24 protein-coding genes and 1 pseudogene are annotated in these 23,293 nt (G+C 62.2%); 14 read left to right on the plus strand and 11 right to left on the minus strand.

What is annotated here, in order from left to right:
• Nucleotides 1-8: 8 nt before the first annotated feature.
• Nucleotides 9-1,301, minus strand: a complete 1,293-nt coding sequence (locus V6607_RS07435; protein WP_003211917.1) for an MFS transporter — start codon at nucleotides 1,299-1,301, stop codon at nucleotides 9-11.
• A 198-nt stretch (nucleotides 1,302-1,499) separates the two neighbouring features.
• Between V6607_RS07435 and V6607_RS07440 the strand changes: the two genes are divergently transcribed.
• On the plus strand, nucleotides 1,500-1,646 hold the full coding sequence (locus V6607_RS07440) for a hypothetical protein (RefSeq protein WP_166742144.1): 147 nt from the start codon (nucleotides 1,500-1,502) through the stop codon (nucleotides 1,644-1,646).
• 12 nt (nucleotides 1,647-1,658) lie between these two features.
• Here the strand turns inward: V6607_RS07440 and V6607_RS07445 are convergent.
• Both V6607_RS07445 and V6607_RS07450 read right to left on the minus strand, forming a co-directional pair.
• Nucleotides 1,659-1,745: pseudogene (locus V6607_RS07445) on the minus strand (outer membrane lipoprotein carrier protein LolA); the annotation flags it as partial.
• Between the two features lie 21 nt (nucleotides 1,746-1,766).
• A complete protein-coding gene (locus tag V6607_RS07450) occupies nucleotides 1,767-2,159 on the minus strand; it encodes a VOC family protein (RefSeq protein ID WP_008437902.1) in 393 nt (130 codons plus the stop codon).
• Between the two features lie 134 nt (nucleotides 2,160-2,293).
• Between V6607_RS07450 and V6607_RS07455 the strand changes: the two genes are divergently transcribed.
• From V6607_RS07455 to V6607_RS07480, 6 genes are all read left to right on the plus strand, one after another.
• Nucleotides 2,294-3,016 carry a GntR family transcriptional regulator gene (locus V6607_RS07455; RefSeq protein ID WP_003211913.1) on the plus strand — a complete coding sequence of 241 codons (723 nt, stop codon included), beginning with the start codon at nucleotides 2,294-2,296 and terminating at the stop codon, nucleotides 3,014-3,016.
• Nucleotides 3,013-3,801, plus strand: coding sequence for an SDR family oxidoreductase (locus V6607_RS07460; protein ID WP_008437903.1), 789 nt, complete (start codon nucleotides 3,013-3,015; stop codon nucleotides 3,799-3,801). Before V6607_RS07455 ends, V6607_RS07460 begins: the two co-directional genes overlap by 4 nt.
• 82 nt (nucleotides 3,802-3,883) lie before the next feature.
• Nucleotides 3,884-4,816 carry a 3-keto-5-aminohexanoate cleavage protein gene (locus V6607_RS07465; RefSeq protein ID WP_008437904.1) on the plus strand — a complete coding sequence of 311 codons (933 nt, stop codon included), beginning with the start codon at nucleotides 3,884-3,886 and terminating at the stop codon, nucleotides 4,814-4,816.
• Between the two features lie 69 nt (nucleotides 4,817-4,885).
• On the plus strand, nucleotides 4,886-5,764 hold the full coding sequence (locus V6607_RS07470) for an SMP-30/gluconolactonase/LRE family protein (RefSeq protein WP_134325896.1): 879 nt from the start codon (nucleotides 4,886-4,888) through the stop codon (nucleotides 5,762-5,764).
• A gap of 75 nt (nucleotides 5,765-5,839) precedes the next feature.
• The gene (locus V6607_RS07475; protein ID WP_003211904.1) at nucleotides 5,840-7,162 is read left to right on the plus strand and encodes an MFS transporter; all 1,323 of its coding nucleotides are present in this window, start codon (nucleotides 5,840-5,842) and stop codon (nucleotides 7,160-7,162) included.
• A 59-nt stretch (nucleotides 7,163-7,221) separates the two neighbouring features.
• A complete protein-coding gene (locus tag V6607_RS07480) occupies nucleotides 7,222-8,553 on the plus strand; it encodes an MFS transporter (RefSeq protein WP_087692587.1) in 1,332 nt (443 codons plus the stop codon).
• Here V6607_RS07480 and V6607_RS07485 read toward each other — a convergent pair.
• Nucleotides 8,508-8,753: a hypothetical protein gene (locus tag V6607_RS07485; protein ID WP_166742145.1), complete on the minus strand. Its 246-nt coding sequence runs from the start codon at nucleotides 8,751-8,753 to the stop codon at nucleotides 8,508-8,510. The genes V6607_RS07480 and V6607_RS07485 overlap by 46 nt on opposite strands.
• 61 nt (nucleotides 8,754-8,814) lie before the next feature.
• Here V6607_RS07485 and V6607_RS07490 point away from each other — a divergent pair, with 61 nt between their 5' ends.
• From V6607_RS07490 to V6607_RS07500, 3 genes are all read left to right on the plus strand, one after another.
• Nucleotides 8,815-9,750 carry a LysR substrate-binding domain-containing protein gene (locus V6607_RS07490; protein WP_003211897.1) on the plus strand — a complete coding sequence of 312 codons (936 nt, stop codon included), beginning with the start codon at nucleotides 8,815-8,817 and terminating at the stop codon, nucleotides 9,748-9,750.
• Nucleotides 9,751-9,776: 26 nt separating this feature from the next.
• Nucleotides 9,777-10,964, plus strand: coding sequence for a low temperature requirement protein A (locus V6607_RS07495; protein ID WP_008437907.1), 1,188 nt, complete (start codon nucleotides 9,777-9,779; stop codon nucleotides 10,962-10,964).
• Nucleotides 10,965-11,034: 70 nt separating this feature from the next.
• Complete coding sequence (locus V6607_RS07500; RefSeq protein WP_102368307.1) at nucleotides 11,035-11,397, plus strand: 5-carboxymethyl-2-hydroxymuconate Delta-isomerase; 363 nt, start codon at nucleotides 11,035-11,037, stop codon at nucleotides 11,395-11,397.
• Between the two features lie 128 nt (nucleotides 11,398-11,525).
• Here the strand turns inward: V6607_RS07500 and V6607_RS07505 are convergent, their stop codons facing one another.
• The 4 genes from V6607_RS07505 to V6607_RS07520 form a co-directional block, all read right to left on the minus strand.
• Complete coding sequence (locus V6607_RS07505) at nucleotides 11,526-12,461, minus strand: LysR family transcriptional regulator (RefSeq protein WP_023659100.1); 936 nt, start codon at nucleotides 12,459-12,461, stop codon at nucleotides 11,526-11,528.
• A gap of 137 nt (nucleotides 12,462-12,598) precedes the next feature.
• Nucleotides 12,599-13,786, minus strand: a complete 1,188-nt coding sequence (locus V6607_RS07510) for a cyanate transporter (RefSeq protein WP_134325897.1) — start codon at nucleotides 13,784-13,786, stop codon at nucleotides 12,599-12,601.
• Nucleotides 13,787-14,017: 231 nt separating this feature from the next.
• Nucleotides 14,018-15,460, minus strand: a complete 1,443-nt coding sequence (locus tag V6607_RS07515; protein WP_134325898.1) for an aldehyde dehydrogenase family protein — start codon at nucleotides 15,458-15,460, stop codon at nucleotides 14,018-14,020.
• Nucleotides 15,457-17,082, minus strand: a complete 1,626-nt coding sequence (locus tag V6607_RS07520; RefSeq protein ID WP_134325899.1) for a 5-guanidino-2-oxopentanoate decarboxylase — start codon at nucleotides 17,080-17,082, stop codon at nucleotides 15,457-15,459. Before V6607_RS07520 ends, V6607_RS07515 begins: the two co-directional genes overlap by 4 nt.
• Nucleotides 17,083-17,193: 111 nt before the next feature.
• Here V6607_RS07520 and V6607_RS07525 point away from each other — a divergent pair, with 111 nt between their 5' ends.
• Nucleotides 17,194-18,072: a LysR substrate-binding domain-containing protein gene (locus tag V6607_RS07525; RefSeq protein ID WP_008437911.1), complete on the plus strand. Its 879-nt coding sequence runs from the start codon at nucleotides 17,194-17,196 to the stop codon at nucleotides 18,070-18,072.
• Between the two features lie 118 nt (nucleotides 18,073-18,190).
• Here V6607_RS07525 and V6607_RS07530 read toward each other — a convergent pair whose 3' ends face one another.
• Nucleotides 18,191-18,805: an NAD(P)-dependent oxidoreductase gene (locus V6607_RS07530; protein ID WP_134325900.1), complete on the minus strand. Its 615-nt coding sequence runs from the start codon at nucleotides 18,803-18,805 to the stop codon at nucleotides 18,191-18,193.
• A 34-nt stretch (nucleotides 18,806-18,839) separates the two neighbouring features.
• Nucleotides 18,840-19,712 carry an MBL fold metallo-hydrolase gene (locus V6607_RS07535; protein ID WP_102368312.1) on the minus strand — a complete coding sequence of 291 codons (873 nt, stop codon included), beginning with the start codon at nucleotides 19,710-19,712 and terminating at the stop codon, nucleotides 18,840-18,842.
• Between the two features lie 104 nt (nucleotides 19,713-19,816).
• Here V6607_RS07535 and V6607_RS07540 point away from each other — a divergent pair, with 104 nt between their 5' ends.
• Both V6607_RS07540 and V6607_RS07545 read left to right on the plus strand, forming a co-directional pair.
• On the plus strand, nucleotides 19,817-20,722 hold the full coding sequence (locus tag V6607_RS07540; RefSeq protein WP_003210653.1) for a LysR family transcriptional regulator: 906 nt from the start codon (nucleotides 19,817-19,819) through the stop codon (nucleotides 20,720-20,722).
• 100 nt (nucleotides 20,723-20,822) lie between these two features.
• A complete protein-coding gene (locus tag V6607_RS07545; protein WP_162835184.1) occupies nucleotides 20,823-20,999 on the plus strand; it encodes a hypothetical protein in 177 nt (58 codons plus the stop codon).
• Here the strand turns inward: V6607_RS07545 and V6607_RS07550 are convergent.
• Entirely contained in the window at nucleotides 20,983-21,879 is an 897-nt protein-coding gene (locus tag V6607_RS07550) for a helix-turn-helix domain-containing protein (RefSeq protein ID WP_003210655.1), read from the minus strand. The two genes, V6607_RS07545 and V6607_RS07550, sit on opposite strands and share 17 nt — an antisense overlap.
• A gap of 189 nt (nucleotides 21,880-22,068) precedes the next feature.
• Here V6607_RS07550 and pobA point away from each other — a divergent pair, with 189 nt between their 5' ends.
• The gene (gene pobA, locus V6607_RS07555; protein ID WP_177437411.1) at nucleotides 22,069-23,253 is read left to right on the plus strand and encodes a 4-hydroxybenzoate 3-monooxygenase; all 1,185 of its coding nucleotides are present in this window, start codon (nucleotides 22,069-22,071) and stop codon (nucleotides 23,251-23,253) included.
• Nucleotides 23,254-23,293: the final 40 nt, after the last annotated feature.

Below are 23,293 nucleotides of genomic sequence, written 5' to 3' on the forward strand. Positions count from 1 at the left end.
GCGACTCCTCAGGCAACTTGCAGACGGGCGCTGGCGCGGCGATACAGCGCGAACGTCGCGCACAGGGCGCACAGCGCGGCGAACATCAGCCAGTAGGCGGGCGATGCCTTGTCGCCCGTCTCGTGGATAAACCAGGTGGAAATCGCCGGGGTAAAACCGCCGAAGATCGCGGTCGCCAGGCTATAGGCCAGGGAGAAGCCCGCCACACGCACTTCCACCGGCATGATCTCGGTCAGGGCCGGGATCATGGCACCGTTGTACATGCCGTAGAGGAAGGAGAACCACAGCAGGGTTTCCAGCATGTGCGCGAAGCTTGGCGCATTGACCACGTAGGAAAGTGCCGGGTAAGCGGTCAGCACGGTCAAAGCAGTCATGGCGATCAGCACCGGCTTGCGGCCAAAACGGTCACTGAGGGTGCCACCGATGGGCAGCCAGATGAAGTTCGACACGGCCACCAGCAAGGTCACCAGCAGGGCGTCGGCGGTGGTCAGGTTGAGTACGGTTTTGCCGAAGGTGGGTGCGTACACGGTGATCAGGTAGAAGGCCGTGGTGGTCATCGCCACCATCATCATGCCGCCGATCACGATGGTCCAGTTCTTCACCAGGGTGGCCAGCACTTCGCGCATGGTCGGGCGATGCTTGCGGTTGGCGAACTCTTCGGTTTCCTGCAGGTTGCGGCGCAGGACGAAGATGAACGGGATGATCACGCAGCCGATGGCGAACGGAATGCGCCAGCCCCAATCGGCAACCACGGCTGGTTCCATCCACTGGTTCAGGCCATAACCCAGGGCGGCCGCGACCACGATGGAGATCTGCTGGCTACCCGATTGCCAACTGGTATAGAAACCCTTGCGGCCCGGGGTGGCCATTTCGGCCAGGTACACCGACACGCCGCCCAGTTCGGCACCGGCCGAGAAACCTTGCAACAGCCGGCCCATCAGCACCAGCAGCGGTGCCCACAAACCAATGGTGTGATAGCCGGGCACCAGCACGATCAGCAGGGTGCCACTGGCCATGATCGCCAGGGTCACGATCAAGCCTTTGCGACGGCCCACATCATCGATGTACGCGCCGAGGATGATAGCCCCCAGCGGACGCATCAAAAAGCCCGCGCCGAACACGGCGAAGGTCATCATTAATGACGCAAATTCATTAGCGGCAGGGAAGAAGGCGGCGGCGATATAGGTGGCATAGAAACCGAACAGAAAGAAGTCGAACTGTTCGAGAAAGTTGCCGGAGGTGACGCGAAAGACCGCGCCGACTTTGGAGCGGGCAGAGTCAGGCCGTGAAGGGTTTTGCATTTTCTTGTGTCTCCAGCGTTCTTTTTAAAGTGCTTGTTTCGCTTAAGACCGCGGATAGTGGCTGACACATTTGGAAATGATAAGTGAGTTGTTTACATGTATTGATGCGTCGTGGTTATCAATTGCCGGATGCACACAAAACCGCTCCCTCATCTATGCTTGCCCAGTGTGTCCAATTCTTACGGATGGGAGGTGGGTATGAGCAACGAACAGAAGCAGCGCGAAGAGTTGGAGCAGGAGCGGGCGAGGAAGCTTCGCGAGGAAGAAAAGCCGCAGACCTGGAAGCATCCGGACGATGGCACCGAGCTGTCGGAGCGCGATCAGGAGCGCCCGCTCAAGCCTTGAGTCCTTGTTTCCTGTAGGAGCGAGCTTGCTCGCGAAAAACCTGAGGGCGACGCGGGGCACCTGATTTCCCGCGTTATCGTTAACGACCTTCGCGAGCAAGCTCGCTCCTACAGTGTTTCTTCAGTTTTGAATCGGCGTACACAACTCCACCAGCGTCCCATCCGGGCACCGCACATACGACACCACCTGCCCCCAAGGCTTGGTGCTCGGCGCAGCAAGTTCTGTCGCACCCTCGGCCAGCGCTCTGGCATGAGCCTTTGACACATCCTCGGTAACAAACCCCAACTCCATCCCCAGCGGTTGCTGTGAAGCATGCGCCTCCACATGCCCGCCCTTGAAGTTCATCTCGCCCAACTCATGCGCTGCAAAAGAGAGGGTTGTATCACCGGTATCCAACTCGCCATAGGTCCCCGATTCATGCAGGAAACGGCGACTGAAGCCGAAGGCTTTTTCGAAGAATTGCAGGGATGCAGCGACGTCCGGGACGTAGACGATGGTGTAGGCAAATTTCATGGTTCAGCGGTCCTTGCTGGAGAAAGGGCTCATTAGAGTCAGCGTCGTGCATACCGTCAACGGGAAACTATTTGACATATTTGATTTGTGATCACATATTGGAGCCATAAGAACGACAACACAGGTTTTGACTCATGACAGATGGCCCGCTTCTCCTTCCGACCTTGCGCCAGGTGTCCCGCGATACCTTGCAAGACCAGGTCTATCGCCAGATCCGCGAAGCCTTGATGAGTGGTCGTTTCCAGCCCGGCCAGAAACTCACCATCCGCGGCCTCGCCGAAGCCCTCGGCTCCAGCCCCATGCCGGTGCGCGAAGCCCTCCAGCGCCTCAGCGCCGAAAACGCCTTTGAAGTCACCGAAACCTCCCGTCTGCGGGTACGCATGATGACGGTCGAACGCCTGCGGGAAATCCGCGATGCGCGGGTCGCCCTGGAAGGTTTGCTGGCAGAAAAGGCCGTATTGCTCCTGGAAAAAGCCGACCTCGACGAAATCTCCGACCTCTGCCAACAGATGCAACAGGCCGCCGACGAAGTCGACGTTTCCCGCTACCTGTGGACCAACTTCGCCTTTCACCGTCGGATCTATGCCGTCGCCCAGGCCGAATTGACCATGGCCGCCGTGGAAAACTTCTGGCTGCACATGGGCCCGTGTTTTGCCCTGGTCGCCCCCGATAAAGCTCACTTGCAACGCTCGATGGAGGCGCATACGCGCATCGTCGAGGCCCTGGCCGCCCGCGATGGCGCCGGTGCCCGCGCGGCCGTGACCGATGACATCATGCAGGCCGCCGATTCCCTGGCGCGCCTGCTCGTCAAGAACGACCGTTCGCGGTCGTCTGTTTCAGGAGGTAAACGTGCATGAGTGTCCTACAGCGGCTGCAGCCCTATCCTGGGTTACGTGTGTTGATTTCCGGCGGGGCTGCCGGCATCGGTGAAGTGTTGGCGGCGGCCTATCTGGAGGCGGGTGCCAAGGTGCATGTGTGTGATGTCAGCGAACCGGCCCTGGCGGCGTTTCGCGACAAGTACCCGGGCACTGTCGCCACCCGTGCCGACGTGAGCGATGCCACGCAGATCGAGGCGGTGTTCCAGGTGCAGCGCGAGCAATTCGGCGGGCTGGACGTGCTGGTCAACAACGCCGGGATTGCCGGGCCCACCGGCGGCATCGACGCCATCAGCGATGCCGAGTGGCAAGCCACGATCAATATCAACCTGACGGCGCAATACCGCTTTGCCCACCACGCGGTGCCGATGCTCAAGGAATCGTCCCACGGCCATCTGCTGCATATCGCCTCGGTCGCCGGGCGCCTCGGCTACGCCTGGCGCACGCCGTATGCGGCGACCAAATGGGCCATCGTCGGCCTGATGAAATCCCTGGCCTCGGAGCTGGGCGAAAGCGACATCCGCGTCAACGCCTTGCTGCCCGGCATCGTTGAAGGCCCGCGCATGGACGGCGTGATCCGCGCCCGTGCCGAACAGGTCGGTGTGCCGGAAGCCGAGATGCGCCAGGAATACCTGAACAAGATCTCCCTCAAGCGCATGGTCACCGCCGAAGACGTCGCGGCCATGGCCTTGTTTCTCTGCTCGCCTGCCGCCCGCAATGTCACCGGCCAGGCGATCAGTGTCGACGGTAACGTCGAGTACCTGTAGGCCGCGTCAGCGTTAAGCCAGGGAAGAACACACAAGTTACACCCGGGATTTTTTTCATAAGAATAAAAGTCGGAGAATCGTCATGTCCAAAAATCGTCCTGTGATCATCACCTGCGCCGTCACCGGTGCCATCCATACGCCGTCGATGTCGCCGCATTTGCCGATCACCGCGCAGGAAATTGCCGACGCCGCCATCGGTGCCGCCGAAGCCGGCGCCGCCATTGTCCACCTGCATGCCCGTGATCCCATCGATGGCCGTCCCAGCCAGGACCCCGCGCTGTTCGCCGAATTCCTGCCGCACATCAAGGCCGCCAGCGACGTGGTGATCAATATCACCACCGGCGGCGCACCGACCATGGGCGTCGAAGAACGCCTGCAACCGGTGATGCAGTTCAAGCCGGAACTGGCCTCGCTGAACATGGGCTCGATGAACTTCGGCCTGTACGAAATGCTCAACCGCTTCACCGAGTTCAAGCATGACTGGGAGCGTCCGTACCTGGAAGAAAGCGACGACCGGATCTTTCGCAATACCTTCCGCGACATTACCCACATCCTCAATTCCTGCGCCGAGAACCGCACCCGTTTTGAAATCGAGTGCTACGACATCGGCCACCTGTACACCGCCGCCCATTTCCTGGAGCGCGGCCTGCTGAAACCACCGTTGTTTATCCAGTCGGTATTCGGTTTGCGCGGCGGCATCGGCGGGCACCCGGAAGACCTGGCCCATATGCGCCGCACCGCCGACCGCCTGTTTGGCGACGACTACGTGTGGTCGATCCTCGGCGCCGGCCGTGGGCAAATTCCGCTGGCCACCATGGGCCTGTCCATGGGCAGCAACGCCCGAGTCGGCCTGGAGGATTCGCTGTGGGATGGCCCGGGCAAACTGGCCGCGTCCAACGCCGACCAGGTACGGCGCATTCGCACAGTGATCGAAGCCCTCGGCCATCAGGTCGCCACGCCGGATGAAGCGCGGGAAATCCTCGGGCTCAAGGGGCGCGACCAAGTCAATTTCTAAGTGATAAACCGGCCGCGTCACGGCGCGGCCATGCCCATCCCGCACAACAACAAAAAAGGGGATAACACCATGCGTATCGAAGTGCTTGTGGACGTGAAGACCACCCTGGGCGAAGGCCCGGTGTGGGACGTCGAACAACAACGGTTGTACTGGATCGACAGCGCCGACGGCCGGATCCTGCGCTGCACCGAGGATGGCCGCGAACTGCGCGCCTGGGATGTGGGCCAGAAAATCGGCTCCATGGCCCTGCGCCATAGCGGCGAGCAAGCCATCGTCGCCCTGCAAAACGGCGTGCACCTCCTCGACCTCAACAGCGGCGAACTGGCCCTGGTGATCGACCCGGAACCCGCACTGCCCAACAACCGCCTCAACGACGGCAAGGTTGACCGCCAGGGGCGCTTTGTCTTCGGCTCCATGGACACCCTCGAAGACAGCGCCAGCGCCAAACTCTACCGACTCGACGCGGACCTGAGCCTGCACACCCTGGACGAAGGCATCATCGTGTCCAACGGCCCGTGCTGGAGCCCGGCGGGCGATACGTTCTACTTTTGCGACACTTGGTCCGGCGAGATCTGGGCCTATGACTACGACCCAGCCAGCGGCGCGGTGAGCAATCGACGCACCTTCGCCAAGGTCGATACCAGCGGCGGTGGCGCCGCCGACGGCTGCACCGTGGATGCCGAAGGCTGCCTGTGGCAGGCGCTGGTCTACGCCGGAAAACTGGTGCGCTACACACCCGACGGCGAGGTCGACCGGATCATCCAGATGCCGGTGAAAAAAGTCACCAGCCTGACCTTTGGCGGGCCGAACCTGGACACCCTGTTTGTCACCTCCATGGCCAAGCCACCGTTGCCGCGTTTCCCGGCCGACGGTCAGCAGCGCGGGGCGCTTTTTGCGATCACCGGGCTGGGCGTGCAAGGAATAGCCGAGCGACGGTTCGCCAGCTAGCGCGTTTTTTTCAACAAGGCACTTTCCTTTCGCAACCTTGTGTCAGTGCGCGCCCTCGCGCGCCTGGAGAAACCCATGGCAACCTTGAAAAAAGCCTCGCTGCGCAGTATTCACCGGCACTCCTGGGTGTCGCTGCTGGTGTGCTGGATGATCTGGATCCTCAACGCCTACGACCGTGAGATCGTGCTGCGCCTGGGGCCGACCATCTCCAAGCATTTCGATTTGTCGGCCGACCAGTGGGGCACCATGGCCACGGTGATCATGCTCGCCCTGGCCCTGCTGGATATTCCCGGCTCCATGTGGAGTGACCGCTACGGCGGTGGCTGGAAACGTGCGCGGTTCCAGGTGCCGCTGGTGCTGGGCTACACGGCTATTTCGTTCCTCTCCGGGTTCAAGGCCCTGAGCGGCAACCTCGCGACCTTTATCGCGCTGCGGGTTGGCGTCAACCTCGGCGCAGGCTGGGGCGAGCCGGTGGGCGTGAGCAACACCGCCGAATGGTGGCCGGTGGAGCGTCGTGGTTTTGCCCTTGGCGCGCACCACACCGGTTACCCGATCGGCGCCATGCTCAGTGGCATCGTCGCCAGCTTTGTCATCAGCACCTTCGGTGAAGACAACTGGCGCTACGTGTTCTTCTTCGCGTTCGTGGTGGCGTTGCCGCTGATGATTTTCTGGGCGCGGTATTCCACCGCCGAACGCATCACCGCGCTGTACGTCGACATCGCCGCCAAGGGCATGACCCCGCCGGACAACGCACCGGCCAGCCAAGTGAAGGGCCACGCCTGGCGCACGTTTATCGCCACGTTGCGCAACCGCAATATCGCCCTGACGGCGGGTAATACGATGCTGACCCAAGTGGTGTACATGGGCGTCAACATCGTGCTGCCGGCCTACCTGTACAACATCGCCGGGCTGTCCCTGGCCGAGTCGGCGGGGATGAGCGTGGTGTTCACCTTGACCGGAATTCTCGGGCAACTGGTGTGGCCGTCGCTGTCGGACATCATTGGCCGGCGCGTCACCCTGATCATCTGCGGGGTGTGGATGGCCGCCAGTGTCGGTGCGTTCTACTTCGCCAACACCCTGACCCTGATCATCGTCGTGCAACTGCTGTTCGGCCTGGTGGCCAACGCGGTGTGGCCGATCTACTACGCGGTGGCCTGCGACTCGGCCGAGCCGTCGGCGACCTCCACCGCCAACGGCATCATCACCACCGCGATGTTTATCGGTGGCGGCCTGGCGCCGGTGCTGATGGGCAGCCTGATTGCCATGGGCGGCGGCTGGACCACCTTGCACGGCTACACGGTGTGCTTCTTCGTGATGGCCGGCTGTGCCCTGGGCGGGGCGCTGCTGCAACTGTTTTCCCATCGCCCGCCGGCGCTGGTTGCGCAACTCGAACCCTAGAACAACACCGATGCGTCCCCCAGCCGTTGCGCTGGCGGGGCGCCAAGAGGAATTGCCCGATGAAGACTGCCAACACCGCCCGTGAACCACGGGAGTTGAACAAACTGATGTTCGTCAAGCTGATGCCCTTGCTGATCATCGCCTACGTGCTGAGCTTCCTGGACCGCACCAACATCGCCTTGGCCAAGCACCACCTGGACGTTGACCTGGGGATTTCAGCAGCGGCCTATGGCCTGGGCGCCGGGCTGTTTTTCCTGACCTATGCGCTGTCGGAAATCCCCAGCAACCTGATCATGCACAAGGTCGGCGCGCGGTTCTGGATAGCCCGGATCATGGTGACCTGGGGCCTGATTTCGGCGGCCATGGCGTTCGTCCAGGGTGAGACCTCGTTCTATATCCTGCGCCTGCTGCTGGGCATTGCCGAAGCCGGCCTGTTTCCCGGGGTGATGCTGTACCTCACCTACTGGTTCAACCGCGAGCAACGGGCGCGGGCTACCGGGTATTTCCTGCTCGGCGTGTGTTTTGCCAACATCATCGGTGGCCCGGTGGGCGCGGCGTTGATGCGCATGGACGGGCTGCTCGGCTGGCACGGCTGGCAGTGGATGTTCCTGCTCGAAGGGCTGCCGGCAGTCGCGTTTGCCTGGGTGGTGTGGTGCAAGTTGCCGGACCGTCCGAGCAAGGCGCCATGGCTCTCGGCCGCAGAGGCGCGCGGGATTGAACAGCGCATCGCGATGGAGACCGAAGAGGGCGCAGGCGAGGGCGGGCATTCCCTGAAGAACTGGCTGACACCGCAGATCCTGCTGGCGATCTTTGTGTATTTTTGCCATCAGATCACCATCTACACCGTGATCTTTTTCCTGCCGAGCATCATCAGCAAATACGGTGAATTGAGCACCATGAGCGTCGGCTTGCTGACCTCATTGCCGTGGATTGCCGCAGCGGCCGGCGCTGTGTTGCTGCCGCGCTTTGCGACCACGCCCACCCGTGCCCGACGGCTGTTGATTACCGGTTTGCTGACCATGGCATTGGGGCTGGGGATTGCCTCGGTGTCGGGGCCGGTGTTCAGCCTGCTGGGCTTTTGTGTGTCGGCAGTGATGTTCTTTGTGGTGCAGTCGATCATCTTTCTCTACCCGGCCTCGCGCCTCAAGGGCGTGGCGCTGGCGGGCGGGCTGGGCTTCGTCAATGCCTGCGGATTGCTCGGCGGGTTTGTCGGGCCGTCGGTGATGGGCGCGATCGAGATGAGCACCGGCAATGCCACGAATGGCTTGAAGGTAATTGCCGTGGTGCTGGTGGTGGCCGCGTTGGCCGCCTTGCGTTTGCGTCAGGGGCAGGAGCAGGAGCCCGGTCACACCAGCAACGAGGTAGGAAACCCCGAAGCCAGCACCAGGTAAGCCACGACTGCCGCCAGGCACAAACCGACAAATACCCGTAACAGTGTCCTGGCGGTGGGATGAGCGATGAATTTGATGGCCCAGAGCAAAATCCCGGCAACCAGGATGCTCAAGGCAGAAATGACCAGCACGATGGTGTTCTCGCAAGCCTTGGAAGCTGCTTTATAGTCCCAAAGGCCCGTGTTGAACAGTGTGCGCATAGACGCAGGGCCCCGGGTGTTTCTAAACTGCGACTTATCCAGGGCAGTGGGGCGGTCGCCGATGAATCGCAATGAATTACGCAAGGCCGACATCAATTTGATGGTGGTCTTTGAAACCTTGATGCTCGAACGCAACGTGACCCGGGTGGCGGAGAAGCTGTTTCTCGGGCAACCCACCATCAGTTCGGCCCTCAACCGCCTGCGTACGTTGTTCAATGACCCGCTGTTCATTCGTGTCGGCCATCGGATGGAACCTACCGCGCGGGCCGAGGAAATCATCAAGCACCTGTCGCCGGCCCTCGACTCCTTGTCGTCGGCCCTGAGCCTGACCCACGATTTCGACCCGTCCATCAGCACCATGACCTTTCGCATCGGCCTGTCCGATGACGTCGAGTTCGGCCTGCTGCCGCCGCTGCTGCGCGCCTTGCGCCAGGAAGCGCCGCAGGTGGTGTTCGTGGTGCAGCATGTGGATTACTGGCGCATCCCGGACCTGCTGGGTTCCGGGGATATCACCGTCGGCATCACCCAGACCCGCGGCCTGCCGGCCAATGCCAAGCGCAAATTATTGCGGCATATCCGCCCGTGCCTGCTGCGGGCGGATGCCTCGGACAAACCCCTGACCCTCGACGAATATTGCGCACGGCCCCATGTGCTGGTGTCCCACACCGCCAACGTGTCCGGGTTTGCCGATGAGTGGCTGGCGGAAATCGGTCGCAAGCGCCACGTGGTGCTCTCGGTGCCGCAATACAGCGCATTGCCAGCGCTGCTCGCCGGCACCGACATGATCGCCAGCCTGCCGGATTACACCGCCCAGGCCATGGCCGCCGGAGGCAATCTGTTCTGTGAACCGTTCCCGTTCGAAACTCCGACCCTGGATTTGTCGATGGTCTGGCTCAGCCACGTTGACACCGATCCGGCGGAGCGCTGGATGCGTTCGCGGCTGGAGGCGTTCATGAGCGAGCGGGACATGCTGCCGGTGGTCGCACCCAAATCTTGAGATAAAACCTTCAGGGAGATCCAGGCATGGCCCCATCCCGTTCCTTGCTGCGTGGGCGCGGCAGTCATGACAGCGGCAAGGTTGGCATGGTCGAGCTGTTTTTCGACCTGGTGTTCGTGTTTGCCGTGACCCAGTTGTCCCATTCGCTGCTCGCCCACTTGTCCATCGGCGGTGCCGTGCAGGTGGCGTTGATGATGGTCGCGGTGTGGTGGGTGTGGATCTTCACTTCGTGGGTCACCAACTGGCTGGACCCGGAAAAAATCCCGATCCGCATCGGCCTGTTCGGTTTGATGGTGGCGGGCCTGTTGCTGTCCTCGTCGATCCCCAAGGCGTTTACCGATCGCGGGCTGTTGTTCGCCGGCGCCTATGTGTTCATGCAGGTAGGACGCACGCTGTTTGCGTTGTGGGCGGTGCGCGGCGAGTCGCTGAACATGACCCGCAATTTCCAGCGGATCCTGGCGTGGATGCTGTTTTCCGGGGTGTTCTGGATCACCGGTGCGCTGCTCGAAGGCGAGCAGCGTTTAGCCTTCTGGGCCCTGGCGCTGTTGATCGAGTTGATTTCCCCGTCGGTGTATTTCTGGGTGCCCGGGCTTGGGCCCTCGACGCTTGCGGACTGGAATGTGGAAGGCAACCACATGGCCGAACGCTGCGGCCTGTTTGTGATCATCGCCCTCGGTGAGTCGTTGCTGGTGACCGGCGCGACCTTCGCCGAACTGCCCTGGAGCGTGGACGGGCTGGCGGCATTCCTGGTGGCAGTGGTGGGCAGTATCGCCCTATGGTGGATCTATTTCGACAGCGGCGCCGAGCGCGCCCACCATCGCATTGCCAGCTCTGCCGACCCGGGCCGTCAGGCGCGGATCGCCTACACCTACCTGCATGTATTGATCGTCGCCGGGATTATCGTCAGCGCCGTGGCCGACGAACTGGTGCTGGTGCATCCGGGGCATGCCAGCCAGGCAGGCGTGGTGGCGATCATCGCCGGCCCGTGGTTGTTTTTGCTGGGCAGTGCGCTGTTCAAGTGGGTGATGAGCGACCGGCCGTTGCCACCGTTTTCGCACCTGGGCGGCTTGCTGATGTTACTGGTGTTGCTGCCGCTGGGATTGCAGCAGGTGTTTTCGGCGTTGGTACTGGGGGCGTTGACGTCGGCGGTGTTGGTGATCGTGGCGATCTGGGAAAATCGCTCGCTGCACAGCCTGACCGAAGTTTCACACTGAAAGCGGTCTGATTCCGCCCGGCCCCGTGCTATATGTATGACTCTTTTCCTACAACAACTCGGAGCCTTTCATGCCGCATCTGCATCTGGAATACACCGCCAATCTCACAGAGCTGGCCGTTGAGAAAACCTTGTTGCGGCTCAACAACGTGCTGATGGCGTCCGGGCAGTTCGGTTCCGAGTTCGATATCAAAAGCCGCGCGCTGAAGGTGGAGACATTCCAGGTTGGCACGTCCATCAGCCCGCGCGCTTTTATCGCGGTCAAGCTGTCGCTGCTCAGCGGGCGTTCACCGCAGGTCAAGAAGCAATTGTCGGAAAGCCTGTTGGCGGCGCTGCAGGACCTGGGCGATTGGCCTGCAGACCTGCAGGTGCAGCTCAGTGTCTTGCTGGTCGATATGGATCGCGAGTCCTACAGCAAAGTCACCATCGGCTGACGTGCAATACTCTGAGGCGAGGGAGCTTGCTCCCGCTGGACCGGGCTGGCGCTGCAGTGCGAAGCGCTCCCAAAATTCTTGGGGCCGCTACGCAGCCCAGCGGGAGCAAGCTCCCTCGCCACAGGGGGTCATAATAACCCCTGATCCGCACACACCTTCACCACCTGCTCCCTGAACCACGTGTTGGCGCTGTCCTGCGCGCTGTGTTCATTCCACTGCATATCCAGGGTAAACCCCGGCAAACCGTTCGGCGCTTCGCAATGCCCGAACACGGTCGTGTCTGCCAGCAGCTTCAGCACTCGACGGGGCAAGGTGACGATAAAGTCAGTGCCGGTGATCATCTTCAGCGCCGCGCTGTAGCTGTTGGCGCGGGCGATCACCTGGCGTTTGTGGGACTGGCGCGCCAGCCAGCCGTCGATCATGTTGGTGTCGGAACTCCAGGGCGTGGGGAACACATGGCGCCGGGCGACGAAGGATTGCAGGCTGAACGCCGGTTCCCGGGGCGCCGAGTGTTTGTCGAACACGCACACCAGGTCGTCCTCCAGCAGCATCTGGGTCTTGATGTCCTTGTGCTCGCGATGAAAGTGCGGCCCGAAGCAAATCACCAGGTCCAGACGCCCGTCGCGCAAGGCGTCGGCCGGGACCTCGGTTTCGAGCTTCTGCACGTTGACGATCACCGGCAGGTCGGCGCGGTCGAAGTTTTTCAGCAGGCGCGGCAGGATCAACTGTTCGAAGTATTCGGGGGCGCAGACGTTGAAGGTCACAGCCTTCTGGGTGGGGTCGAACGTTTGGCTGCCGGCATGGCACAGGTTGATGCTTTCGAGGATTTTCTGCACATGCCCGTACATGGTGGCGGCTTTGTACGTAGGACGCATGCCCGCCCGGGTGTTGATAAACAACTCGTCTTCGAAGCTCGTGCGCAGCTTCTTCAGGCTGTAGCTCACGGTGGACTGGCTGACGAACAGGGTTTCGGAAACCTCGGTGACGCTGCTTTGGTCGTAAACAGCGACAAACACCATCAGGTCCTGCATATCGAGCTTTCTAAGCAAGTTGCTGTTTAGCATCCGTTCCGTCCGCAAGCGCTTTGTACCGAAATCGGTACAAGACAATACAAAATGTTAACGGAACGCTCGTACCAATAGAAAGCTCTGTCGGACCTTTCTCTGTTTGAGGTGGGACAAATAATGTTTACAACACGACCTCAGCGAATATGCCGCGCGTAATGCCGGGGATCGAAGCGCAGTACGATCAGCAGCATCACCACCACTACGGCCGTCAGTGACCACCAGGCCCACTCGAAGCTGCCCAGTTGGTCGCGGATCATCCCGGCAATCAGCGGCGACAAACCGGCGATCAGGTAGCCGATGCCCTGCACAAAGGCCGTCAGGCCACCGGCGCGGCGCGGGTTGTCGAGGTGGTCGAGGGACAGGATCAGGCTCATCGGAAACAAGCCGCCAATCCCCAGGCCGAGCAAACACGGCCACAGCAGGCTCAGGTATTGCGGGCTCAGGATCAGGCCGCAGAAGCCGGCGATGATCAGCACCAGCAGCACCGCTACCACACCCCGCTTGTCCCTCCGGCGGTTGGCGATGGCCGGGGTAATCAGGCCGGAGACCACTTCCATGGCCGTCAAAAAGCCCAGCAACAGGCCGGCGTTCTGTTCACTCCAGCCTTGTTCCACGTAGTACGGCGCCAGCCAGGCCAGCACGCAGGTGTAGGACGCGGTACCGAGGCCGAAGAAAATCGCCAGCAACCAGGCCCGGCGATTGCCGAAGAATGACGCCTGCGGGCCTGCGCCGGCTTGCGGCAGCGGCGGCAGCACCGAGCGTTGGGCGTACCAGAACACCAGCGCCAATACCGCGAGAACCGCCCAGATCGCCAGGCCGATGCGCCAGCTGCCGGTTTGCACCTGGATAAACGGCGAGAACGAAGCGGCGAGGGCCGCGCCGCCCATGATCGCGGTGACGTACAGGCCCATGAACAGGGAAACGTTGTCGCTGAAGCGCGACTTGATCAAGGCGGGCATCAACGCCTGGATCATCGCGATGCCTACGCCGGCGGCGATGGCGCTGAGGATCAGCTCAACCGCCGAGTCCAGGAACAACCGGGAGACGGTGGCCAGGCCGATCACCACCAGCGACAGCACAATGCTGCGATGCTCGCCGAAGCGTTTGGCCACGCCCATGCCAAAAAACATCGCCAGGCCCATGGCCATGACGGGCAGCATGGTCAGCAGGGAGGCCGTGCTGAAACTCAGGGCCACATCGGCGCGAATCGACGACAACAACGGGCCGACGGCGGCCATTGACGGGCGCAGGTTGAGGGCAACCAGCACAACGCTGATCATCAGCCAAACGGCGGTGACGGGTTTTGCGCGGACGTTTTCCATGGGCGAGCCTTGAACTGACAAGGGCAGTATTAGGCCGGGCGTGGGGGAGGGCGGCAAATGAGAAAGTCGTTGGCGCTATTGAAAAAATGCATCTGCTGACACGGCACAAATCAACAGGTAGGAGCTGGCTTGCCTGCGATAGCGGTGGCTCAGGCAACACATCTGTGTCTGATAGACCGCAATCGCAGGCAAGCCAGCTCCCACAGGGAACAGTGGTGCTCTTGAGTGTTTCTACACCGCCCGGATCACATGCTTGATCTCCTGAAACGCCTGCAACCCCCACGGCCCCAGTTCCCGGCCAATGCTGCTCTGCTTGTAACCACCCCACGCCGTTTGCGGGAAGATCACCTGCGGCGCATTGATCCACACCAAACCCACCTGCAAAGCATTGGCCACTCGCTCAGCCGCCTCCACGTTGCTGCTCAGCACGCTCGCGACCAGGCCAAACTCACTGTCATTGGCCAGCGCCACCGCCTCGGCCTCATTGGCAAAACTGCGCACGCACAGCACCGGGCCGAAGATCTCCTCGTTCCACAACGCGCTGTCCAACGGCACTTCAGTGAAGACCGTCGGGCGAATGAAATACCCATGAGGCAAATCCGCCGGGCGCCCGCCGCCACACAGCAGCTTCGCGCCGGCTTGCACGCCACGTTCGATATGCCCCAGCACCCGCTGGTACTGCGCACGGTTGACCAATGCGCCCATTTCCACGTCTTCGGCAAACGGGTCCGCCACGCGAATGCTCTCGGCCCTGGCCTGCAAGCGGGTGAGAAACTCGTCCGCCAGTTCGTCGGCCACCAACACCCGGCTGGTGGCGGAACACATCTGCCCGGCGTTGAAGAAACCACCGCCGCAGGCCAGTTCCACGGCCAGGTCGAGGTCGGCGTCCGCCAGCACCAGCAACGCGGATTTGCCGCCCAGTTCCAGGCTCACACCCTTGACCGTTTCGGCGGCGCGCTGCATCACCTGCACGCCCACGGCGTTGCTGCCGGTGAAGGAAATTTTCGCGATCCGTGGGTCAGCCGCCATCGGCGCGCCCACCGCCAGGCCAGTGCCGCAGACCAGGTTGAACACACCGGCAGGCAAGCCCACCGAGGCGATGATCCGGGCCAGTTCCAGCTCTGCCAGCGGCGTCACTTCCGAAGGCTTGAGCACCACGCAGCAACCGGCCGCCAGCGCGGGGGCGAGTTTCCAGGCGGTGGTCACCATCGGGAAATTCCACGGCACGATCAGGCCCACCACGCCGCAGGGTTCACGGCGTACGCGGGCGCTGAAGTCCTCGGTGGGCAGCGCCACCGGACGGTCCTGGGTGGCGTCCATTTCGTCGGCCAGGTTCGCGTAATAGGCAAAGGTGGCGATCACGTCATCCACATCGATGCCGGCTTCAAACAGCGGCTTGCCGTTGTTGCTCGATTGCAGTTGCATCAGGTGTTCACGCTCTGCGCTCACACCCTCGGCGATCTTGCGCAACAGTGCGGCGCGGTCGCGGCCGGTGCTTTTCGACCAGTCCGGGAAGGCCGCGCTGGCGGCGCCGATGGCCTCAGTCACCGCGCCTGCATCACCCACGCTCACTTGGGCCAGGGTGGCCTCGGTGGCCGGGTTGATCACGTCCAGCACGTCATGGCCGGCACGCCACGCGCCATTGATAAACAGCCCATTCAATACCGCGCTCATACCGCCACCTCCTTCATCCAAAGCCCCTGGTCGATTTCAATCAGCGTCGGGCCCTGGCGATCAGTCGCGGCACGCAAGGCGCTGCGTAATTCCTCAACACCCTGGATGCGCTGGGCAGCAGCGCCGAGGGCCTTGGCCACGCCGATAAAGTCCGGGGTGTAGATGTCCACGCCCACCGGTTCGATGGCGCGGTTGACCATGTATTTCTTGATCTCCTCATAGCCCTGGTTATTCCACAGCAGCACGATCACCGGCGTGCGCGCTTCCACGGCGCTGGCCAGTTCCGGCAGGGTGAATTGCAGGCCGCCGTCGCCGATCAGGCACACCACCGGCGCACCGTTGCCGCGCCCCAGCCACGCACCGATGGCCGCCGGCAAGGCGTAGCCGAGGGTGCCGTAGCCGGTGGAGGAGTTGAACCAGCGGCGCGGCTGGTCGAGGTTCAGGGTCAGGTTGCCGGTGTACACCGGTTGGGTGGAGTCGCCCACCAGTACGGCGTCGGGCAGTTCGTCCAAGACGGTGTTGAGGAACAGGGTTTGCGCGCGGGTGGCGGCGTCCCAGGTGGGTTCCAGTTCGCTCCACAGGCGGGCGACGCGGCGGGCGCCCCAGTTGCTGTCGCGGGCGGCCAGGGGTTTGTTGCCCAGCTCGGCAAGCAGTGCCTGCGCAGCGATTTGCGCGTCGGCTACCAGCGCGACTTGCGGCGGGTAATTGCGCACGGTCTGGTCGGAATCGATGTCGATGCGCAGCAGGGCGCCGGGAATGTCGAAGCCGCCGGCGAAGGTTACGTCGTAGTCGGTTTCCGCCAGCTCGGTGCCGATCGCCAGCACCACGTCTGCCTCGGCCACCAGCGCGCGGGTGGCGACCAGGGTTTGGGTCGAGCCGATCAGCAGCGGGTGGTTGGCGGCCAGCATGCCCTTGGCATTGATGGTCAGCGCCACCGGAGCGCCGAGGGCTTCGGCCAGTTGCGTCAACTCGGGTGCTGCGTCGATGGCGCCACCACCGGCGAGAATCAGCGGGCGTTTTGCCGCCGCCAGCAACTGGCTCATCTGCTTGACCGCCGACGGCGCAGCGCCAGCGCGGGAAACGCTGACCGGTTCGCTGCCGAGCAACGCGTCGGCGTTTTCCACCAGCACGTCCAGCGGGATTTCGATGTGCACCGGGCGCGGTCGTCCGGCCTGGAACAGCGCAAATGCCCGGGCCAGTACACCGGGCAACTCGGCCGCCGACATCAAGGTATGGGAGAACGCCGCCACGCCCGCGATCATCGCGTTCTGGTTCGGCAGCTCGTGCAGCTTGCCGCGCCCGCCGCCCAGCTGGCTGCGGGACTGCACGCTGGAGATCACCAGCATCGGGATAGAGTCGGCGTAGGCCTGGCCCATGGCGGTGGTGATGTTGGTCATGCCGGGGCCGGTGATGATGAAGCACACGCCGGGCTTGCCGCTGGTGCGCGCATAGCCGTCGGCCATGAAACCGGCGCCCTGTTCGTGGCGCGGGGTGACGTGGCGGATGCTCGAGCGCGCCAGGCCCCGGTAGAGTTCCACGGTGTGCACGCCGGGGATGCCAAACACCTGGTCCACGCCGTAGCCTTCCAGCAGGTTGACCAATACTTCGCCGCAGGTCGCCATTGTCGTCGCTCTTATTGTTGATAAAGGCCCGTATTGGAACGGCTGGCCCGTAGCGGCAACAATCGATAAAAAGTCATACTAGCCATGTCCTCACGTCATGGCTGCGCCCTTATGAAACGTCTTCCGCCGCTGCCGGCCCTGCACACCTTTTGGGTCACGGCCCAGTGCTGCAACTTCACCCGAGCCGCCGAGCAATTGCACATCACCCAGGGCGCGGTGAGCCGGCAGATCGCCGGGCTGGAAAGTCATCTGGGCTATGCGCTGTTCCAGCGCCAGGCTCGTGGCTTGAGCCTCACCGAAGAGGGCCGCGAATGGTCACTGCGGGCGCAGCAGGTGTTCGGCCTGATCGGCGAGGCGGTGGAGCAGATCGGCACCCGCCGCGAGACCTTGCAGCTCAAGGCCTCCACCTGCGTGATGCGCTGGCTTCTTCCACGGCTGATGCAGTGGCAGCAGGAACGCCCGGATGTGCCGGTGGAGTTGACCACCACCGTGGCCTACACCGTCGACTTTCGCCGCGAGCAGTTCGATGCCGCGGTGATCTACGCGCCGATTGCCGAGCAGTCGGCCCAGGCCCGGCATCTGTTCGATGAGCGCCTGACACCGGTGTGCGCGCCGGCCTTGCTCGGTGGCTTGCACACGCCCGCCGATTTGCAGCAACAGGTGTTGTTGCACCCTACGCGGGATGAGCGGGATTGGGCGTTGTGGTTGAAAGCGGCGAATACACGCTTGAGCAATCTGGCCCAGGGGCATCATTTTGAAACCCTGGACCTGGCGATGACGGTGGCGTCCCAAGGCTCGGGCGTGGCAATTGGTGACAGCGCGCTGATTGGCGAGGACCTGAAGGCGGGGCGGTTGGCCACGCCGTTTGAACTACGGGTGCCGACGGGGATGGGGTATTACCTGGTGTACCCGCCGGGCACTGAGCCCTCGGCGGGGTTGGAGCAGCTTATGGACTGGCTGGTGAGCCAGGCACAGTCGCCGTCACAATGAAGATCAAAATGTGGGAGGGGGCTTGCTCGCGAAGGCGCCGGGTCAGCCAATACATCTGTTGACTGACACACCGCATTCGCGAGCAAGCCCGCTCCCACATTTTTAGTGCGCGTCAGCCTTAGTAGCCGACGGTAAACCGCTGGCGTGAATGCTTCGGTGTTTCCACTTCATCAATCAGCGCAATCGCAAAGTCGGCAAAGCTGATCCAGCTGCGGCCTTCACTGCTCACCAGCAATTCATCCTGGCCCAGGCGGAATGTGCCGGTGCGTGCGGTCTCGACGAACTCCGCCGAAGGCGACAGGAAGGTCCAGTCCAAGTCTTTTTCCTGGCGCAGGGTATCGAGGAAAACACTGCCGGCGCTGGCTTCGGCTTTGTATTCCTCGGGGAAGCCCGGGCTGTCGATCACTCGGCCGCCGCCCGGCAACAACAGCGAACCGGCACCGCCGACCACCAGCAGGCGCTTCACGCCGGCTTTTTTCACCGGGTTGATCACCGCTTCCGCAGGCAGGGTGGCGAAGTGCGCCGCGCTGATCACCACGTCGTTGCCGCGGATGGCCTGTTCCAGCGCCTGGGCATCCAGCGCATCGACTTGCTTGGCGGTGACGCCAGGGCGCGCGCCGATCTTGTCGGTATTACGTGCGATGGCCGTGACGGTGTGCCCGCGACGCAGCGCTTCTTCCAGCAGTTGGCTACCGGCACGACCGGTGGCACCAATGATTGCGATCTTGCTCATGACGTTCTCCAGTACGGTTAAGGGTTGAATCAACTCACCACTGCATTTCGCCCTTGGCGACTTTGGCGCCCAGTTCCAGGGTGCTCTCGTCACCCAGGTTCGGGTAACGCTTTTGCATCGCCGCAATCAGGGCGGCGGAGTCCTTGGCCTTGGCGGTTTCTTCGTCAAAGGCCTTGATGTAGTCGGCGGTGAACGCCACGGATTTGAGCGACGGCGTGCCCAGGTAGTGACCCGGAATCACCGTGCGCGGTTTCAAGTCCTGGATACGTTGCAGGGTGGCCAGCCAATCGGTGTGGGACTTCGCGGTCTGCGTATCGGCCATCCACACATGAATGTTTTCCGCGACGACTACACCACCGACCACCGCCTTGATCGACGGGATCCACACAAAGGTGCGGTCCGGTTGTGCGCCGTCGAGGCCGATCACCTCCAACTGCTTGCCTTCGAGGGTCAGGCTGTGGCCCTCAAGCACCTGGGGAATGACGGCTTTACCAGGCTTGTCCGCGCCCAGTTTCGGGCCCCAGAACGCCAGTTTGTGTTCAACGGTGGCCTTGATATGGTCCACCACCGGCTGCGGTGCCAGGACTTTGGCCTGGGGGAAGGCGGCGGTCAGGGTATCGAGGCCGAAGTAGTAGTCCGGGTCGCCGTGGCTGATGTAGATGGTAGTCAGGCGCTTGCCGCTGGCGCGGATTTTTTGCACCAGTTGCTCGGCCTGGGTCTTGCCGAATTGGGCGTCCACCAGGATCGCATCTTTGTCGCCGCTGACCAGTACCGAGGTGACCGGCATCATCGCGGTTTCGCCCGGGTTGTAGGCGTCCAGGGTCAGGTCGGCCGCCATGGCGTGCGCGGCGAAGGCCAGGGAGGCGGCGGCCAGGGCCACGCGCTTGAGCGGGGAGAATCCAAACATGTGCAGCTCCAGTCATCGGTAAGGTGTGGACAGAGCTTAGTTGCACCAAACGCTACAAAAAATGCGATGCTTGGACATAGTTTGTTTCTAAAAGCGGGCAAATCATGGATCGTCTTCAAGCAATGCGGGTGTTTGTCGCGGTGGTGGACTTGGGCAGCCAGTCGGCGGCAGCCGACCATCTGGACCTGTCGCGCCCGGTGGTGTCGCGCTACCTGGCGGAGCTGGAAGACTGGGTCGGCGCGCGCCTGATGCACCGCACCACCCGCAAGCTCAGCCTGACCGCCGCCGGCAGCGAAACCTTGCCCCGTTGCCGACAGATGCTGGAGTTGTGCAGCGACATGCAGGCCGCCGTCAGCGAACCGGACGAAGCACCCCGTGGCCTGCTGCGCCTGAGTGTCAGCACCTCGTTCGGCCAGGCGCAACTGGCCGATGCCATGGCCGAATACGTCAAGCGCTACCCGCTGGTCAACATCGATATGCAGATGCTTGATCGCACGGTGAACCTGGTGGATGAGCGCATCGACCTGGCGATCCGCACCAGCTTCGAACTGGACCCCAACCTGATCGCCCGCCGCCTCACGCTGTGCCGTTCGGTGATCTGCGCATCGCCCGCTTACCTGCTGGAGCATCCGCAACCCCGGCAGGTACAGGACCTGGCCCGGCACAATTGCCTGACCCACTCCTACTTCGGCAAAAGCCTGTGGCACTTCATGGAAAACGGCGAGCCGGTGTCGGTGCCGGTGCAGGGCAATATCAGCGCCAACGAGGCCAGTACCTTATTGCGGGTGACGCTGGCGGGAGCAGGGGTGTCGCGGCTGCCGAGTTATCAGGCGGGCGACTACATCCGCAGCGGCGAGTTGATCCGCTTGTTGCCCGAGGCCGAGCCGCAGCAGATGAACATCTACGCGGTGTACGCCTCGCGCAAGCATATGCCGGCGGCGCTGCGCAGCCTGCTGGATTTCCTGGTATTGAGGTTTCCGGAAGAGCCGGTGTGGGACGTCGGTCTCTAAGCCGACATAAACAGGTTGAATGTCGCCCGATAATGGCGACTTGCCCCAGCTGACCTATGCTTATCAAAGCACCTTCTTGATCGGATCAGAGGTCAGCATCATGTCGATCAAAACAAGAAAGTACCTGATGATTTTCACCCTGTGCGCCGCCGCCACCGCGCTCTATGGCACTGCCGCCTACCGCGTCGAACAGACCCGCATGCAGCCGGGGTTCGCCTCCAGCTGCAATCACGGTCAATGCGTTGGCCACATGGCTGCCTTCAGTTCGCTTCGCTAGCGTCCTGGTCGGCTTTCAACTGCTCCCGAAACGCCTTCGGGGAGAACCCGACGCGTCGGCGAAACAGCCGTGAGAAGTTGGTCGGGTCGGAAAAGCCCAAAACCTCCGACATTTCATTGATGGTCATGCTGGTGTAGGTCAGCAGGCGCTTGGCTTCCAGCAACTGGCGGTCGTGCATGATCTGCAACGCGGGCTGCCCGCCCAACTCCCGACACGTACCGTTCAGGTGTGAGACCGAGATCCCGAGCTTGTGGGCCAGGTCTTCGATTTTCGGGTGCTCGCGATAATGTTGCTCTACCAGCTGGGTGAACCGGCGGAAGTATTCGCGGCCCCGCGGTGCCCGTGGATGGCGACGCTGGATGGCCTGGCGGCTGATCCACACCAGCAGTACGCTGACCAGGGCGTGCATCATCATATCTCGCGCCGGTTGGTCGCTGGCGTACTCCTCCTGCAGGCGCGCAAACAGGCTGTTGAGGTAGTCACTGTCGTTACCGGCAGGGTAGCTGCCCAAGGCGTTCAGGCCATCCAGCGCAGCCCCAAGCTGCCCCTGCAAATGCGCCATCAGCGGCGCGGCCAGCGTGACCACAAACCCCTCGACGTCTTCGGAAAAGCGAAAGCCATGCACGCATAACGGCGGCAGCACCTGCAGCGTCGATTCATTCAGGGTGCTGCGCTGCCCCTCGATCTCCAGTTGTGCCTGGCCTTTGTGCACGTAAAGCAACTGACACAGGTCCGCATGCCGGTGGGGCTGGATTTCCCACTGGTACTCACGGCTGCGCCGGGAGATGGTTTCACAGTGCAACAAATCCGGGGTCGGCCATTGCTGGCTCTCACCGTAGAGTTTGAACACTGGAATCGCGGCACTGGCAGTTTTGGTCATGGCTTCATCCGATACTTCGGGAGAGTTGTGCGGTAATCGCCCCAATTGGCGAAAAGCGCAGCTTTGGGCTCAGTTTTCACCTTCTTATGCCGGGCACTCAAGTGAAAAATGCCAGCAACACCTTCAATGACAACTCTTTCACCGGATACGTTCGGATGAAGCTTGCGGGCCATAAAAATAATGAAAACGCTGAAAACCCAAGTCGCCATCATCGGTGCCGGTCCCTCGGGGCTGCTGCTCGGTCAACTGTTGCACAACGCCGGGATCGAAACCCTGATTCTTGAGCGCCAGACGCCGGATTACGTGCAAGGGCGCATCCGTGCCGGGGTGCTGGAACAAGGCATGGTCGACCTGCTGCGCCAGGCCGGCGTGAGTGCGCGGATGGATGCCGAAGGCCTGGTGCATGAGGGCTTTGAGCTGGCGCTGAATGGGCAACTGACCCATATCGACCTCAAGACGCTGACCGGCGGCAAGACGGTGATGATCTACGGGCAAACCGAAGTCACCCGCGACCTGATGGCCGCGCGCCAGGCCAGCGGCGCGACAACGTTGTATGAAGCCGGCAACGTGCAGCCCCATGATCTGAAAAGCCCGGAGCCGTGGCTGAGCTTCGAACATAAAGGCGAGCATTACCGGCTGGACTGCGACTACATCGCTGGCTGCGATGGTTTTCACGGTGTGGCGCGCCAGTCGATTCCCACCGAGGCATTGAAAGTCTTTGAACGGGTCTATCCGTTTGGCTGGCTGGGCATCCTCGCCGACACCCCGCCGATCCACGATGAACTGGTGTACGCCAAGCACGAACGCGGTTTTGCCCTGTGCAGCATGCGTTCACCGACCCGCAGCCGTTATTACCTGCAGGTGCCGGCCGATGAGTCGGTGGACGACTGGTCCGATGCACGCTTTTGGGATGAACTGAAAACCCGCTTGCCCAGCTCACTCACCGAGCAACTGGTGACCGGCCCGTCCATCGAAAAGAGCATCGCGCCACTGCGCAGTTTTGTGGTGGAGCCGATGCAGTACGGCCGCCTGCTCCTGCTGGGCGACGCCGCCCACATTGTGCCGCCCACCGGCGCCAAGGGTTTGAACCTGGCGGCCAGCGATGTCAGCACCTTGTTCAATATCCTGCTCAAGGTGTACCGCGAGGGCCGAGTGGAATTGCTGGAGAAGTACTCGCAGATTTGCCTGCGGCGGATCTGGAAGGCCGAACGGTTTTCCTGGTGGATGACCTCGATGCTGCATCAGTTTCCTGAGGCAGACGGCTTCAGCCAGCGCATTGCACAGAGCGAATTGGAGTATTTCGTGGACTCAGAGGCGGGGCGTAAAACCATTGCAGAAAATTACGTCGGACTTCCTTACGAGGCTATCGAATAGTCAGCTATCTAGTACACTGACGAGCATTCCCGTGGGCCTC

The organism is Pseudomonas sp. KK18, from assembly GCF_037094675.1.
Classification (GTDB): Bacteria; Pseudomonadota; Gammaproteobacteria; order Pseudomonadales; family Pseudomonadaceae; genus Aquipseudomonas.